Annotated in this window: 16 protein-coding genes; 9 read left to right on the top strand and 7 right to left on the bottom strand. The window is 63.4% G+C overall.

The window, feature by feature from the left end:
- Positions 1 to 27 precede the first annotated feature (27 nt).
- Positions 28 to 1872 (bottom strand): dihydroxy-acid dehydratase, encoded by a 1845-nt coding sequence (gene ilvD / locus P3C39_RS18545; RefSeq protein ID WP_275954130.1) that lies wholly within the window; start codon positions 1870 to 1872, stop codon positions 28 to 30.
- 253 nt (positions 1873 to 2125) lie between these two features.
- Here ilvD and P3C39_RS18540 point away from each other — a divergent pair, with 253 nt between their 5' ends.
- Complete coding sequence (locus tag P3C39_RS18540; RefSeq protein ID WP_063170452.1) at positions 2126 to 2596, top strand: VOC family protein; 471 nt, start codon at positions 2126 to 2128, stop codon at positions 2594 to 2596.
- A 75-nt stretch (positions 2597 to 2671) separates the two neighbouring features.
- Here P3C39_RS18540 and P3C39_RS18535 read toward each other — a convergent pair whose 3' ends face one another.
- The 3 genes from P3C39_RS18535 to P3C39_RS18525 all read right to left on the bottom strand — a co-directional run bounded on the left by P3C39_RS18535 (position 2672) and on the right by P3C39_RS18525 (position 5887).
- Positions 2672 to 4264: a peptide chain release factor 3 gene (locus tag P3C39_RS18535; RefSeq protein ID WP_275954131.1), complete on the bottom strand. Its 1593-nt coding sequence runs from the start codon at positions 4262 to 4264 to the stop codon at positions 2672 to 2674.
- Between the two features lie 100 nt (positions 4265 to 4364).
- Positions 4365 to 5294: a haloalkane dehalogenase gene (locus tag P3C39_RS18530; RefSeq protein WP_224673739.1), complete on the bottom strand. Its 930-nt coding sequence runs from the start codon at positions 5292 to 5294 to the stop codon at positions 4365 to 4367.
- Positions 5291 to 5887, bottom strand: a complete 597-nt coding sequence (locus tag P3C39_RS18525; RefSeq protein ID WP_275954132.1) for a TetR/AcrR family transcriptional regulator — start codon at positions 5885 to 5887, stop codon at positions 5291 to 5293. The genes P3C39_RS18530 and P3C39_RS18525 overlap by 4 nt, the downstream gene beginning before the upstream one ends.
- A gap of 121 nt (positions 5888 to 6008) precedes the next feature.
- On the opposite strand from P3C39_RS18525, the gene P3C39_RS18520 reads away from it, so the two are divergent.
- The gene (locus P3C39_RS18520; protein ID WP_275954133.1) at positions 6009 to 7085 is read left to right on the top strand and encodes an FAD-binding oxidoreductase; all 1077 of its coding nucleotides are present in this window, start codon (positions 6009 to 6011) and stop codon (positions 7083 to 7085) included.
- Between the two features lie 335 nt (positions 7086 to 7420).
- On the opposite strand, the gene P3C39_RS18515 is transcribed toward P3C39_RS18520, so the two are convergent.
- A complete protein-coding gene (locus tag P3C39_RS18515) occupies positions 7421 to 7669 on the bottom strand; it encodes a DUF6356 family protein (RefSeq protein WP_013528043.1) in 249 nt (82 codons plus the stop codon).
- A 115-nt stretch (positions 7670 to 7784) separates the two neighbouring features.
- On the opposite strand from P3C39_RS18515, the gene P3C39_RS18510 reads away from it, so the two are divergent.
- The 6 genes from P3C39_RS18510 to P3C39_RS18485 all read left to right on the top strand — a co-directional run bounded on the left by P3C39_RS18510 (position 7785) and on the right by P3C39_RS18485 (position 12388).
- Positions 7785 to 8255 carry an Lrp/AsnC family transcriptional regulator gene (locus P3C39_RS18510; RefSeq protein WP_013528044.1) on the top strand — a complete coding sequence of 157 codons (471 nt, stop codon included), beginning with the start codon at positions 7785 to 7787 and terminating at the stop codon, positions 8253 to 8255.
- Between the two features lie 165 nt (positions 8256 to 8420).
- Positions 8421 to 8906, top strand: coding sequence for a dUTP diphosphatase (gene dut, locus P3C39_RS18505; RefSeq protein WP_013528045.1), 486 nt, complete (start codon positions 8421 to 8423; stop codon positions 8904 to 8906).
- Positions 8906 to 9568, top strand: a complete 663-nt coding sequence (locus P3C39_RS18500) for an HAD family phosphatase (protein ID WP_027163757.1) — start codon at positions 8906 to 8908, stop codon at positions 9566 to 9568. The genes dut and P3C39_RS18500 overlap by 1 nt, the downstream gene beginning before the upstream one ends.
- A 69-nt stretch (positions 9569 to 9637) precedes the next feature.
- Positions 9638 to 10492 carry a hypothetical protein gene (locus P3C39_RS18495; protein ID WP_013528047.1) on the top strand — a complete coding sequence of 285 codons (855 nt, stop codon included), beginning with the start codon at positions 9638 to 9640 and terminating at the stop codon, positions 10490 to 10492.
- A gap of 80 nt (positions 10493 to 10572) precedes the next feature.
- Positions 10573 to 11376, top strand: coding sequence for an oxaloacetate decarboxylase (locus tag P3C39_RS18490; protein ID WP_024505790.1), 804 nt, complete (start codon positions 10573 to 10575; stop codon positions 11374 to 11376).
- Positions 11377 to 11389: 13 nt separating this feature from the next.
- Positions 11390 to 12388 (top strand): proline racemase family protein, encoded by a 999-nt coding sequence (locus P3C39_RS18485; protein WP_275954134.1) that lies wholly within the window; start codon positions 11390 to 11392, stop codon positions 12386 to 12388.
- 9 nt (positions 12389 to 12397) lie between these two features.
- On the opposite strand, the gene P3C39_RS18480 is transcribed toward P3C39_RS18485, so the two are convergent.
- Together P3C39_RS18480 and P3C39_RS18475 are read right to left on the bottom strand one after the other, a co-directional pair.
- On the bottom strand, positions 12398 to 13108 hold the full coding sequence (locus P3C39_RS18480) for a sulfate transporter family protein (RefSeq protein WP_024505792.1): 711 nt from the start codon (positions 13106 to 13108) through the stop codon (positions 12398 to 12400).
- A gap of 90 nt (positions 13109 to 13198) precedes the next feature.
- Entirely contained in the window at positions 13199 to 14131 is a 933-nt protein-coding gene (locus tag P3C39_RS18475; RefSeq protein ID WP_013528051.1) for an EamA family transporter, read from the bottom strand.
- Between the two features lie 230 nt (positions 14132 to 14361).
- Here P3C39_RS18475 and P3C39_RS18470 point away from each other — a divergent pair, with 230 nt between their 5' ends.
- Positions 14362 to 15354 carry an adenosine kinase gene (locus P3C39_RS18470; protein ID WP_013528052.1) on the top strand — a complete coding sequence of 331 codons (993 nt, stop codon included), beginning with the start codon at positions 14362 to 14364 and terminating at the stop codon, positions 15352 to 15354.
- Positions 15355 to 15581 lie beyond the last annotated feature (227 nt).

Raw genomic sequence — 15581 nt, 5'->3', positions numbered from 1 at the left:
CTCCCACAGGGGGAGAAGGAAGAAACCTCACTCCGGCACAAACCTCACCGCGCCCTTGGCCGCGCTGGTGGCCATGGCGGCATAGGCGCGCAAGGCGGTCGTCACCTTGCGCTTGCGCTTTTCCTCCGGCTTCCAGGCCATGGCGCCCTTGGCTTCCATCGCCGCCCGTCGCGCAGCGAGTTCCGCCTCATCGACAGCCAGGCGGATGCTGCGGTTCGGGATGTCGATCTCTATCGTATCGCCCTCCTGCACCAGCCCGATCAGCCCGCCTTCGGCGGCTTCCGGCGACGCATGGCCGATCGACAATCCCGAGGTGCCGCCGGAGAAGCGGCCGTCAGTGACCAGAGCGCAGGCCTTGCCGAGGCCCTTCGACTTCAGATAGCTGGTCGGGTAGAGCATCTCCTGCATGCCGGGGCCGCCGCGCGGTCCTTCATAGCGGATGACGACGACATCGCCGGCCTTGATCTCATTGGACAGGATCGCCTTGACGCTCGAATCCTGGCTTTCGAACACGCGGGCCGGGCCGGTGAATTTCAGGATCGATTCATCGACGCCCGCCGTCTTCACGATGCAGCCGTCGAGCGCCAGATTGCCCTTCAGCACGGCAAGGCCGCCATCCTTGGAAAAGGGATGTTCGGTCGAGCGGATAACGCCTTTCTCGCGGTCGAGATCGAGCTCGTCCCAGCGGCGCTCCTGGCTGAAGGCGACCTGTGTCGGCACGCCGCCAGGGGCGGCGAGGAAGAAATCGCGCACGCTCTGGCTGGTCGTGCGGGAAATGTCCCAATGGTCGAGCGCCTCGCCCAGGGTTGACGTATGCACCGTCGGCAGGTCGCGGTTGAGCAGGCCGGCATTGTCGAGCTGGCCGAGGATCGCCATGATGCCGCCGGCGCGGTGGACGTCTTCCATGTGGACGTCGGACTTGGCGGGCGCAACCTTGCACAGCACCGGCACCTTGCGCGACAGCGCGTCGATGTCGTCCTGATCGAAATCGATCTCGCCCTCATGCGCGGCAGCCAGGATGTGCAGCACGGTGTTGGTCGAACCGCCCATGGCGATGTCGAGCGTCATGGCGTTCTCGAAAGCGCCCTTCGAGGCGATGTTGCGCGGCAGTGCGGTTTCGTCGTCCTGTTCGTAATAGCGCTGCGCGAGATCGACGATCAGGTGGCCGGCCTCGACGAACAGACGCTTGCGGTCGGCATGCGTCGCCAATGTCGAGCCGTTGCCGGGCAGCGACAGGCCAAGCGCCTCGGTCAAACAATTCATCGAATTGGCGGTGAACATGCCCGAGCAGGAGCCGCAGGTCGGGCAGGCCGAGCGCTCGATGACCTTGACGTCCTCATCGGAGATCTTGTCGTCGGCGGCCGCGACCATGGCATCGACCAGGTCGAGCGCCTGCGTCTTGCCGGCGAGCACCACCTTGCCGGCTTCCATCGGACCGCCGGAGACGAAGACGGTCGGGATGTTGAGGCGCAACGAGGCCATCAGCATGCCGGGCGTGATCTTGTCGCAATTGGAGATGCAGACCATGGCGTCGGCGCAATGCGCGTTGACCATGTATTCGACGGAATCGGCGATCAGCTCGCGCGACGGGAGCGAATAGAGCATGCCGTCATGGCCCATGGCGATGCCGTCATCGACGGCGATGGTGTTGAATTCCTTGGCAACGCCGCCGGCCTTTTCGATCTCGCGCGCGACCAATTGGCCGAGATCCTTCAGATGGACATGGCCCGGCACGAACTGGGTGAAGGAGTTGACCACCGCAATGATCGGCTTGCCGAAATCCGAGTCCTTCATGCCGGTGGCGCGCCAGAGGCCGCGAGCGCCGGCCATGTTGCGGCCATGGGTGGTGGTGCGGGAACGATAGGCAGGCATGTTTTTTCCTTGGTGGCTGGCCGCAGCCCAGGGGTTGGCGCGGCGGAGCTGAATTCGGACCGCAGGCGTTATAGACGCGCAAGTATGGTCTGGCCACAATTTTGCAATGCGCCAGATTCTCTCAAAAAAATGCGTGGCACTGTCGGATGGCGCGCTGCATGTCCGTCCTTGGGCAGACGGCAAGGAGATGGCACCATGTTCGGAGTCAGCCGTTTCACAGGAACAGCGACCGAAACAGCACGAGGAGCACGACATGCAAAAGATCACCACCTGCCTGTGGTTCGACGGCCGAGCCGAAGAGGCCATGAACTTCTACGTCTCCATCTTCAAGAATTCCAAGGTGCTGAGCGTGATGCGTTGGCCCGAAGGCCACGCCGATGCAGGCAAGGTGCTGGTGACCACGTTCGAACTCGACGGCGTGCAGTTCCAGGCGCTCAATGGTGGACCGCAGTTCAAGCACAGCGAAGCGATGTCGCAGTCGATCGACTGCAAGACGCAGGAAGAGGTGGATTACTTCTGGGACAAGCTCATCGAAGGTGGCGGCCAACCATCGCAATGCAGCTGGCTGAAGGATAAATTCGGCGTCTCCTGGCAGGTTGTGCCGGAGCAGCTGCCGCGCCTGCTTCTGGATCCGGACCGGGCCAAGGCCGGCCGCGTAATGTCGGCGATGATGCAGATGAGCAAGATCGACATCGCCAAGATCGAAGAAGCCGCTAGAGGATAGTCGAGGGTCGCGCCGCCCCTCAACCGCCCTTCGGGCACCTTCTCCCCGTGAACGGGGAGTAGGAAAAAGCGCGACTTACGCCGCTCTGTCGCGGACCTGATAGTCCTTGATCGTGGCAAACTCGATCGCCTTCCAGCGCTCCGCTTCGTAGTTCAGCGAGAAGGCGTGCTGGGCGAGGAACACCGGGTCGTTGTCGAGGTCGCGGGCGATGTCGCCGCGATGCGCCTCGATGAAACGCTGGACCTCGGCCTTGTCGTCGGCCGAGATCCAGCGGCACACGGAAAAGCGCGACATCTCGAATTCGACCGGCAGGGTGTATTCGAAGTTCAGCCGTTCCTTCAGGACGTCGAGTTGCAGCGCGCCGACGACACCGACGATGGCCGGTGAGCCGTCCTCGGGCGAAAACAGCTGCACGACGCCCTCCTCTGCCATCTGGTGCAGCGCTTCCTTCAGCTTTTTGGCCTTCATCGCGTCGCCGAGGCGGACACGGCGCAGGATTTCCGGGGCGAAATTCGGAACGCCGCGGAACAGGATTTCCTCGCCCTCGGTCAGCGTATCGCCAATACGCAGCGTGCCGTGGTTGGGAATGCCGACGACGTCGCCGGCAAAGGCCTCGTCGGCGGTGACGCGTGTGCGGGCAAAGAAGAACTGCGGCGCCGACAGCGACATCGGTTTTCCCGTGCGTACCAGCTTGGCCTTCATGCCGCGCTCGAGCTTGCCCGAACAGACGCGGACGAAGGCTATGCGGTCGCGGTGGTTGGGATCCATGTTGGCCTGGATCTTGAAGACGAAGGACGTCATCTTCTCTTCGGTCGCCTCGACCTTGCGGGTGTCGGCCTCTTGAGCACGCGGCGGAGGTCCAAAAGCGCCGAGCGCCTCGATCAGGTCGCGCACGCCATAATTGCGCAGCGCCGAGCCGAAATAGACCGGCGTCAGGTGACCCTCGCGGAAGGCTTCTATATCAAGGGGTCTGCACGCTTCCCGCGCCAGCTCCAGCTCCTCGATGAAGGCCTCGCGCTCGTTCTCCGGCAAAAGGCCGGCGACGTGGTTGGAATCGGGACCGTTGACCGGCGTGCGCTCCTTCTCGTCGTCGCCCCTGCGCACGGCGTTCAGCGCCAGATGGTAGGTGCCGGAAAAATTCTTGCCCCGGCCGATCGGCCAGGTGATCGGCGCCGTATCCAGCGCCAGCTTCTGCTCGATCTCATCGAGGATCTCGAACGGATCGCGGCTTTCGCGATCCATCTTGTTGACGAAGGTGATGATCGGGATGTCGCGTAGCCGGCAGACTTCGAAAAGCTTCAGCGTGCGCGGCTCGATGCCCTTGGCGGCATCGATGACCATGACGGCCGAGTCGACCGCCGATAGCGTGCGATAGGTGTCGTCTGCGAAATCCTCGTGGCCGGGCGTGTCGAGCAGGTTGAAGACATTGTCCTCATACTCGAAGGTCATCACCGAAGTGACGACTGAAATGCCGCGCTCACGCTCGATCTTCATCCAGTCCGACCGCGTCTGGATCTTGTCCTTCTTGGCCTTGACCTCGCCGGCAAGCTGGATGGCGCCGCCGAACAGCAGCAGCTTTTCGGTGAGCGTGGTCTTGCCGGCGTCCGGGTGCGCGATGATCGCGAAGGTGCGGCGGCGCGCCACTTCTTCTTCTATTGCTTCGGGCATTCTCTGGGATTTCCGTGTGACAGGCCGGGCTTCTAGCAGCGCACTGCCGGCCTGTCGACCGGTCCGGCGGCAGGGAAGCCGCCGGAAGCCATGGCTTGCTTCAGGCCAATTCGGCCGTGCGGCTCGCCTGAACGACCTCGGGGAGCCAGCCGGCAATGGTGCCGCCTATCGCGTCGGCATGGTCTTCCTGCAGATAGTGCGCACCGGGTCCGAGATTGATGAACCGGCAGTTCTTCAGCCCGGCGGCGAATTCGCGTGCGGCCTGCGGCGCAATCAGCGCGCCGGGATCGCCCGCAAACAGCAGTTTCGGATAGGTGGAGAGCCGAAGTGCGCGATGATCATGTTCGCTGATGGCGGCAACGTCGGCGGGCTGGCCCTCGATCGGCAATTCCCGAGGCAGGCGCAACACCGGCTTTCGCGATTGCGGTGTCGGGAACGGCGCCCGGTAGACGGCCATCTCCTCATCGCTCAGTGTACGCAGCACCGAGGCCGGCAACACTTTTTCGACGAAGACATTGTCTTCCAGGACCAGCTTCTCGCCGACACCCGGCGTGCGCAGCGCCTTGAACATTTCGCGGGCTTGCGGGCGCTGATGAAAATCCTCCCAGCGCTCGAAGGGTCGGACGAATTCCATGAAGGCAAGGCCGAGCACGCGTTGCGGTCGCCGCGCCGCGAGATGGAAAGCCAGGGCCGTGCCCCAGTCCTGCGCGACCAACACCACTTCCTGGATGTCGAGCACGTCCAGGAAGGCGTCGAGATAGCGGACGTGATCGAAGAAGCGATAATCGATATCGGGCTTGCCGGATTGGCCGTAGCCGATCAGGTCGGGCGCGATGCAGCGACCGAGCGGCGCGACATACGGGATGATGTTGCGCCAGATGTGGGATGAGGTCGGATTGCCATGCAGGAACAGAACGGTGGGGCCGGACGCTCCCGTCTCGACATAGGACATGGTCGAATCGAGCACGGCGATCTGCGAGCGTCTCGGTGCAGCGACGCCAGCTTGAGAAATGTTGGCTTTCGAACTCATGGGGTCGGCTCCTTTGCAAAAACTGTGCTGAAGATGATTTTCTTGAACCGCTCGAGCGGCGCGGGGCTACGTTCAACCTTCATGCGCAGCATGGCGCCCTGCCAAGACGACAGCAGGAAGTCGGCAAGGTCCTCGGCCTCGAAGGCCTTGGAGATGTCGCCGGCTGCCTGGCCTTCGGCGATGCAGGCGGCGAAGGGCTGGCGCCAGCGTTCGAAGATGTCGACGAGTTGCAGGCGCAGCGGCTCGCTGTGGACCGCGGTCTCGAGGCTGAGATTGCCTATCATGCAGCCGCGTGCCCAATCATGCGCCTCAAGCTTCGAGGTGATGACATCGACGTAGCGCCTCAGCCGGCCGATGGGCGGCGTGCCGTCCTGCGCCAAGGCTTTCTCGACCAACGTGCCGACATAGGCGAAATAGCGGTCCAGCACCTCCCCGGCAAACTCCTCCTTGGAGGCAAAATGGTTGGTGAACGAGCCGGGCCGGGCGTCGGCGGCGGCAACGATGTCGCGCACACCGGCGGCGGCATAGCCGGAATTCCAGATGGTCCGGAACCCGGCGTCAAGGAGGTTTTCGCGGAGTGATTGTCTGGCCATACCGATATAATACGTACGTACGTATTGATGTCAAGCCGAATAATTTGCGTTGCCGATGTTGGCAAGCGGGGGTGGCACTGGAAGAGTGTCCCTCCGGGGGTGGCGAGTTTGAGGAGCGAACATGGCTGCGGTGAAACAAGTGATCGTCATCGGCGCCGGCATCATCGGTGCTTCCATGGCCTGGCACCTGACCAGGGCAGGCGCACAGGTGACGGTCATCGCCGCCGACAGCGCCGCCGGTGGGGTCGCCACGCCGAACTCCTTTGCCTGGATCAATGCCACCTGGGGCAATCCGGAGCCCTATTTCCGGCTGCGCACCCGCGCCATGGCCGAATGGTCGCGGCTGGCGCGGGACGTGCCCGGCCTGCCGCTCAACTGGTGCGGCGGCCTGTGCTGGGATCTATCGGCGGCCGACATGGAAACCTATACCGCGCAGCATTCGGCCTGGGGCTACGGCATCGAGCGCGTCGACCGCGCCGGCGCGGCCCGTATAGAGCCTAATCTCACCGAACTCCCGGACGTCGCTTTGCATGTCGCCGAAGAGGGCGTTGCCGAGCCGGTCGCGGCAACGAAGGCGCTGCTGGCCGATGCCGAACGACGCGGCGCGCGGATCATCTCCAGCACGGTGACGGCGCTTGTCCAGACAGGCGGCAGGATTTCGGGCGTCGACACATCGCATGGGCTGCTTGCCACCGACGAGGTGTTGATCGCGGCCGGCGTCGGCTCGGCGGGCATTGCCGCCACCGCCGGCATAAATCTGCCGCTCGAGACGCCACCTGGCCTGATCGTCCACTCGCGGCCCTACGAGAAACTGCTGAACGGACTGGTGCTGGCCGAGCGGCTGCATATGCGCCAGACCGCCGAGGGCCGTATCATCGCCGGTTCCGATTTCGGCGGCGCCGACCCCGGCATGGATGCGCAAGCCACCGCCAGCGAACTGTTCGCGGTCCTGAAAGCCAGCCTGCGCGGCGGAGACGGGCTGGCGCTCGATTTCCACACGGTCGGTTACCGGCCGACGCCGATCGACGGTTTTCCGATCATCGGCCGCGCCGAGGGCATGGACGGCGTCTATGTCAGCGTCATGCATTCCGGCATCACGCTGGCGCCGGCCGTCGGCCTGTTTGCCGCTCGCGAAATCCTTGATGGCGAGCGCGATCCGCTGCTCGCGCCTTACGGGTTGGGACGGTTTGCTCAATAACCCGGACGGACGGCAGCGTCGGCCGATGTCTGTATAGGTTAACGCCCTACGGCGCCCCCCTCTGTCCTGCCGGACATCTCCCCCTCGAGTGGGGAGATTGGCAGTTTCGGCGCCTCGCTCAGTCCCGCAAGGTCGGCGATTGGCGAAAGCCGTCGCGACATCCAATCTCCCCCCTTGAGGGGGAGATGTCCGGCAGGACAGAGGGGGGCGCTGGCCCGCGGCGTTGCCGCAATTTGCAACTACCCGGCCAACGCCAGCTTCGCCACGGCCGGAGCAAAAGGCCGAATGTTGATCCCGTCCCTGGTCATGGTGACGAAGCTCGATGGCGGGATCGCCTAGGCGCGATCCATAAGAGCCGCAGGCTCCTTGGTCGCGTGCGTGCCTCTGTTGTGCGTCCGCTCGTAAAGCTCGCGAACGATTCGGCTGGCGGTAGTTTCAAACAGAAATGGCAAGAAAGCATGAACGAGCGCGGCGCCGGCCGCCATCAACAGGCGCGACGAAAACCAGGCGGCAAAGCCCATGTGGCTGAAATAGGTTTCGCCGACCTTGGCCGGATGAGAGGTGAAAATCCTTGCAACCGACATGCTGGTTCCCCTTCAGCGCTTGAAGTTCCTGATATGAGTATCCTGACATGCTTCGCCGGTTCATCGGTCTCAAAATGTCCTTGTATTTCGGTGATGCATGGGACAAATATCCCACATGGCGCTGGAAATTGACGAAATCGACCGGAAATTGCTCGCCGAGTTGCAACGCGACGGCACGCTGTCGGTCGACCAGTTGTCGGAACGGGTGGCGCTGTCGCGCAATGCCTGCTGGCGCCGGGTGAAGCGGCTGGAGGAGGCCGGTGTCATCACCGGCAGGGTGGCGCTGGTCGATGCCGAAAAGCTCGGGCTTGGCCTTTCCGTCTTCATCCTGATCCGCACGTCCAACCACGATCCGGAGTGGCTGCAGAGATTCCGGGCGGCGGTGACCGGCTTTCCCGAGATCATCGGCGTCTACCGCATGTCCGGCGACCTCGACTACGTTCTGCGCGCCCGCGTCGCCGACGTGAAGGCCTATGACCGGCTCTACCAGCGGCTGATCGCCAAGGTGGCGCTGTCTGATGTTTCCGCCTCTTTCGTGATGGAAGAGATCAAGGAGACGACGGTGGTTCCGATGGAAGTGCGCTAAGATATGTCGATATTCAGGTGATGCCGGCCTGCAAACGACGGGTTTCGACTCGGCCTGACCTGAATCTCAACACACCTCAGGCCATACTGATGCCTGAAAGAAAGCCGTTGATAGGCTTGCGGGCGAGTTGACCGAATCGCCGTTCGCGCCGATAGGATCGATTTTATGCGCGCAGCCCTTCAAACTCCCTCCGTCATCGGTCCGACCGTCGGCTTCGTCAGGTTGCCGCATGCTGAAGGACTTCCCCTTCCTGCTTATGAAAGCACCGGTGCTGCCGGCATGGATCTGCGCGCCGCGGTGCCGGACGACCGGCCGCTGCTGATCCTGCCCGGAAAACGCGCTCTGGTGCCGACCGGGCTGATCCTGGAAATTCCCGAAGGCATGGAAGGCCAGGTGCGGCCGCGCTCGGGCCTTGCCTTCAAGCATGGGCTTACCGTCCTCAACACGCCCGGCACCATCGACAGCGACTATCGCGGCGAGGTGAAGGTGCTGCTGATCAATCTCGGCGATGAGGACTTTGCCGTGACGCGCGGCATGCGCATCGCCCAGATCGTTTTTGCCGCGGTGACGCAAGCCGCCGTGGAAGAGCGCAACCTGGCCGGCGGCACGGCGCGCGGCGCGGGCGGGTTCGGATCGACCGGCACCGCCTGATGCCTGAACTGCCTAAACTTGTCATCTTCGACTGCGACGGGATCCTGGTCGATACGGAGAACCTGGCCAATCGGCGCCTTGCCGAATGGCTGACCGCTGCCGGCTATCCGACAAGCTTCGAATATTGCCGCAAGAATTTCTCCGGTCGCAGCATGGCGTCGGTGCAGAAAGAGATCGAAGAAGAGACCAGCGTCAGGCTTGGCGCCGATTTTGTCGATCTCTGGAACGCCGGCCTGCCGGATTTGTTCGCCCACGGCGTCGAAGCAATCCCTTATGTCCGCGAATTCGTCGAGGCCGTGCGGTCAGCCGGGATCGCCTATTGCGTCGCCACCTCGGCCCGGGTATCGAAGATGCACATCACACTTGGCCAGACCGGGCTGTTGCCGCTGTTCGAACACGCGATGTTTTCCTCGACGATGGTCGCGCGCGGCAAGCCGTTTCCGGACCTGTTCCTGCATGCTGCGAAAACGGTGGGCTTTGCACCTGCCGACTGCATCGTCATCGAGGACAGCGTCGCTGGCACGCAGGCCGGCATCGCGGCCGGCATGCGGGTGTTTTCCTATCACGCCGATCCCTATTCCGACCGCGACGGCCTTATCCAGGCCGGCGGCATCCTGTTCGACGACATGCGCGAACTGGCCGGGCTGGTGCCGATCCACTGAGCTGGCTGACGGACTGGACGGGTTGGGAGGCTGTGCTACGTTCCGCGCGGCCGACAGCCTGAGGCGACCATGCCGACGAACCTGCTTCGCTTCATCCTCGCCGTGATGCTGCTGCCATTGCTGTGGACCGCAGCCGGCGCGCAAGACGCCAGCCTTCCGGAGCTCGGCAGCCCACTGCCCGGCCAAAAAGACATCACCTATCTCGACCTCGCCAGGATGATCATTCCAGACCTCGCCGCCGACAAGAATGGCTTTTACAGGGGCGGGCTGCCGATCGCGATGCGCCATATCGAGGGACCCGACAGCGGCGGCTCGCCGCCCGAAACCTCAGGCTTTTCCAATGCCTCCGTGCTTGCCATCAAGGCGGGAGGCAAGGACCGCCTGACCATGCTGTTCGATCTCGGCGATTCCTCAGACAGCGCAGAAGGCTATGCGGTGCTAGCGCTCTACGACATTACGGGCAAACCAAGGCTGCTCGACGCCGCCAATGTCGCCCTCGACCGCAGCACCTATTTCCGCGAACCCGGCAAGCTCGGCATCGGCGCCAATGATGATATCCTCATGATCGAGAGTTCGCATTCCAATTCAAACCAGAACTATATGATCGTCCCGCTGATTATGGTCGCCAGGGACAAGTTGAAGCTGATCGACATCATCTATTTGTTCGACGAGCACGTGTGTGCCTATAGCCGGACGCAGGACGTTGCCTTTAAAGCCATCGCAGAGGGCCGACGCCATGCGGCGATCAAGGTAACGGTGACCGATGCCACCGTCGTGAACGACGAAAGCTGCGATGACCAGCCGCCCAAACCTGAATCTCACGACATCTCCGTCACCTATCATTGGGACAAGACAACGTCGCACTACGCCAAGGATTCCGACGCGCTGAACAATTTGGCAGGAGAGAACGCCAAACGCTTCTGAACCAACCGCATTCGTTTGCCCGGCCAGATGGAGCAGGATAAAATCCGCTTCGCCACACCGCATATGATGGGGGAACTACCATGGACAAGGGCAAGATCTTTCGCGACCTGCATGCCTCGACCTTCGTCGTGCCCAATCCCTGGGATATCGGCACGACCAAGCTGCTCGGCTCGTTCGGCTTCACGGCGCTGGCGACGACCAGCGCCGGCTTTGCCTTTTCGCGCGGCCTGCCGGACGGCGCGGTGACCTTCGACCAGATGATCCACCATTGCCGCGAAGTGACCGCGGCGACCAGCCTGCCGGTCTCGGCCGACCTCGAGAAAGGCAAGGGCGACAGCGCCGAGCAGGCCGCCGAAACCATCTTCGCGGCGGAAGCTGCCGGCCTTGCCGGCTGCTCGATCGAAGACCACACCGGCGATCCGGACAAGCCGATCTATGATTTTGCGCACGCCGTCGAACGCGTTGCGGCGGCCGTGGAAGCGGCGCGGGCCCTGAAACGCGATTTCGTCTTCACTGCGCGGGCCGAGAATTTCCTCTGGGGCAAGTCCGACCTCGACGACACGATCAAGCGGCTGCAGGCGTTCGAGAAGGCCGGCGCCGACGTACTCTATGCGCCAGGCATCGGCAACGTCGAGATGATCCGCACGCTCTGCTCTGCCGTCAGCAAGCCGGTCAATGTCATGGCGGTACCGGGTTTTACCATCGCCGATCTCGCCATGGCCGGCGTCAAGCGTATCTCGCTCGGGCCGTGGCTGACCAATTTCGCCTACGGCATGCTGGAAACGGCGGCACGCGAAATCCAGCAAGACGGCACCTTCGGCTTCACCCGCGCCGCCATGCCGTTCAGCAAATTGCAGGCCCTCTTCGGCAAATCTTCGGATTAATGGGGCCCGTCGCATGACGCTGACCGTGATCGACATGCATACTGGCGGCGAGCCGCTAAGGATCGTCACCGGCGGCTATCCCGGTATCCCCAAGGGCACGATCCTGGAAAAGCGCGCCTATGTGCGCGACCATCTCGATCATCTCAGGAAAATCCTGATGTTCGAGCCACGCGGCCATTACGACATGTATGGCGCCTTGCTGGTCGAGCCGGACCTGCCCGGCGCCGACCTCGCCGTGCTGTTCATGCACAATGAGGGCTATTCGACGATGTGCGGCCACGCCATCGTCGCGCTCGGCCGCTACGCCATCGATGAAGGGCTGGTGGCGAAACAGGAACCAGTCACGACAGTCAATATCGAGGCGCCGTGCGGGCTGGTCGTCGCCTCGGTCGAGGTCAGGGACGGCAAGGCCGGTGCGGTTTCGTTCGAAAGCGTGCCGGCCTTCCTGTTCGCCGGTGGACAGGCGATCGAATTGGCGAGCCACGGCACGATTGGCTTCGACGTCGCCTATGGCGGCGCCTTCTACGCGCTGGCCGATTGTCACCAATTCGGGCTCGAATTCGGCAGAAGCCGGATGCGCGATTTCGTCGATGCGGCAACGGGGCTGACGGACAGGCTCAAGGCTGAATTTCCGCTGTCGCATCCCGACCACGGCGACCTTGCCTTCCTATACGGTACCATCCTGACCGATGGCCGCGACACATTTTCCGGCGAGGTGACCAAAAACATCTGCGTCTTCGCCGAAGCCGAGGTCGACCGCTCGCCAACCGGTTCCGGCGTCACCGCAAGGCTGGCGGCCATGCATGCCAAGGGCGAGATCGCGATCGGACAGACGCGCACATTCGAGAGCATCGCCGGCTCGCGTTTTTCCGGAGCCGTGGCGCGGACGGCGAAGGCTGGACGGCATGAGGCGATCATCGCCCGCGTCGGCGGCCGCGCCTATTATTCCGGGCGGGCCGAATTCATCGTCGAAGCGGACGACGAGCTCGGACGCGGATTCCTGTTGCGCTGAAGAAAATGCTCAGCGGCGCGAGGAGCGAGCCACTTCCCGCACCGAGATCGCCTTGTGCAGATGCACCATCATGGCGGCGGCGAACAGCGGCGTCAGCAGGTTAAGCAACGGCACGGCGAGGAAAGCCGCGATGAGCAGCCCGGCGAGAAACACCGTGCCGGCATAGTGCCTGCGCAAGGCCCTGGCCTCGTCTTCCCCGCGAAAGCGCATGGCTGCGAATTCGAAGAACTCGCGCCCGAGCAGATAGCCGTTGACGATGAAGAAGGCGGCTATGTTGACGCCCGGCACCAAGAGAAGCAGCAGCGCGACGATGTTGCCAAGAATGACGACACCGAGGAATCGCGCCGACAGCACCAGCGAGCGCAGCGCCGGCATGGCGCGGCCGGTCGGATCGCCGGGGTAGTCGGTGCGCTCGACCACTTCGGCGATATCGTCGAGGAACAGGCCGGCGACAACAGCCGTCACCGGCGCGATGAGCAACGCCATGCCGAAGGCAAGCGCTATTGCCGCGATGATGCCGCCGAGCCACCCGGCCCAGGACGGCATGCCGGGCAACAGCGTCTGCAGCCACGGCAGCGCCAGCCACTCGACGAGGCTGGTCAGGCCGAACCACAGAGCCACCAGTGCCAGCACGGTCAAGCCCAGCGTCTTGACGAACACGGCCCGAAAGGGAGGCGAAATCAGCTCGAGGGCCGCAGCGCGGGCAGCGTCGAAAATCACCTTGTCACACCCCCGGTTAGCTGACGCCGCCTAAAAGGCGGATGCTTCCGAGATAGGCAGCGCAGGCCATGAGCACAAGCGGGCTGGCGTTTACCGCGCAAACGCCGGCTTTCGAACCGGGATGGTCATGGCAGCGACCCCGGCCACGACAAAACCCATGCCCAGCCATGCCGTCGAACCAAGACTTTCGCCGAGGAAGAGAGCGCCGATGCCGACGCCGATCGGCACGCGCAGATAGGCCTGCGAGGTGGTGCCGACCGAACCCAGCGTGTGGATGAGGCGGAAATAGATAACGAAGGCCAGCGCGGTGGAAAAGACCGACAGGCCGAGCAGGGCCAGGATCGACGCGGTCGATGGCGCCAGCGTCCACGGCTGGTCGAACACCAGACTGAGCGGCACGAGGATGACGGCGCCGCACAGCATGGAACCGGCGGCCGGTAGCATTGGGTCGAGGCCCTTGAAACCACGGCCGAAAATGGCGGCCCCGGCATAGCAGACCGTCGCGGCGACGATTGCCAATTGCGCCCACAATTCATGACCGAGGCCACTCAGCGCCTGCGTGCCGATAATGAGGCAGATGCCGGCAATGCCGGCGCCCACACCGATCAGTTTGCGCAAGGTGACCGGCTCGTGGCGGGTGATGAGCGCGGTCAAGAGGAAGGTGAAGATCGGCGAGGTCGCGTTGAGGATGGTGGCGAGGCCGGCATCAACCGAGCGTTCGGCCGCGGCGATCAGGGTGAACGGAATAACGCTGTTGAGGCAGGCCTGGAAGGCGAAGCGGCGCCAGCTTGCAGCATCGCCCGGCAAGGCGAGCCCGCGCCAGCGGATGATGGCCAACAGGATGCCGCCAGCGATCAGGGTGCGGGCGGCAATGAAGGTGACCGGCGGGATGGTTTCGACGCCGATCTTGATGAAGGTGTAGGAGGCGCCCCAGAGCACTGCCAGCACGACGAGCAGTACCAGGTCGGTGGTCAGATCGTTTTTTGCAGGCTCGTTCTTCGTCGACATGCTTTTTGTAGACATTGGGGGCTGGCTCGCCTTCGAAGCGGGATCGTCTGATCCAGGCTTATAGGCGGTGCGGCGATGAAATGCTTCGGCCACGGTCGAATTGTCATAGCGCCTCGCGGCTGATGCGCCTTTGCCTGTTCCGCCAAAGTTGCGTGTCAAGCCCTAGGCAAACCGGTTTCAAATCGCTAGACCCGCGCCGGGCCGGCGTGGCAAGAAGCCGGCCCGGGTTTTTGGCGGAGATTTTGATGCCGGATTATGACGTGCTTTGCATCGGCAATGCCATTGTCGACATCATCGCCCAGTGCGACGAGGAATTCCTCGAGACCAACGGCATCATCAAGGGCGCGATGAACCTCATCGACACACAACGCGCCGAACTGCTCTACAGCCGCATGGGCCCGGCGATCGAGGCGTCCGGCGGCAGCGCCGGCAACACGGCGGCCGGCGTCGCCAGCTTCGGCGGCCGCGCCGCCTTCTTCGGCAAGGTCTCCAACGATGCGCTGGGCGAAATCTACGCGCACGACATCCATGCACAGGGCGTCGCCTTCGACACCACGCCGCTCAAGGGCGAGCCGCCGACGGCGCGGTCGATGATCTTCGTCACCCCTGACGGCGAGCGTTCGATGAACACCTATCTCGGCGCCTGCGTCGAGCTTGGGCCGGAGGATGTCGAGGCCGACAAGGCTTCTGGCGCCAAGGTCACCTATTTCGAAGGCTATCTGTGGGACCCGCCGCGCGCCAAGGAAGCGATCCGCCAGACGGCGAAGCTGGCGCACGCAGCAGGCCGCGAAGTGTCGATGACGCTGTCGGATTCGTTCTGCGTCGACCGCTACCGCGACGAATTCCTCGAACTGATGCGTTCGGGCACGGTCGACATCGTCTTTGCCAACAGCCACGAGATCAAATCGCTCTACCAGACATCCTCGTTCGACGAGGCGCTGGCGCAGATCCGCAAGGATTGCCGGATCGCCGCCGTGACCCGCTCGGAAAAAGGCTCCGTGATCGTGCGCGGCGACGAGACGGTGGTGATCAAGGCGACCGCCATCAAGGAACTGGTCGACACGACGGGCGCCGGCGATCTCTATGCCGCCGGCTTCCTGCATGGCTACACACAAGGCCGCGACCTGCAAACCTGCGGCGACCTTGGCTCACTGGCGGCCGGATTGGTGATCCAGCAGATCGGCCCCAGGCCCCGGCAGAATCTGCGCCGCGAGGCTGAGCAGGCGGGGTTGCTTTAACAACCGTCAAGCTGCCGCCCCTCACCGTCGCGCAGTTGTCATACATCGCACCTACACGCAATCTGGGCGTCCCGCGACTGACATTTCGGTGCGCCCTCAGTCAGTTGGGGTGTCAAGAAATGCTGGACAGCATGCTGTCGGGCGGCCGGACCGGTTGCCGCCGCGATTTCCGTTTTCCGCACTAGAAGTTCAACAATCGGCCGCAACTGAGGGGGAGCGCGCGGCCA

It is taken from the genome of Mesorhizobium sp. XAP4 (assembly GCF_029269325.1).
Lineage (GTDB): Bacteria > Pseudomonadota > Alphaproteobacteria > Rhizobiales > Rhizobiaceae > Mesorhizobium > Mesorhizobium ciceri.
Note: the sequence above shows the minus strand (reverse complement) of the source record. Positions and strands in the feature narration are given on the sequence as shown.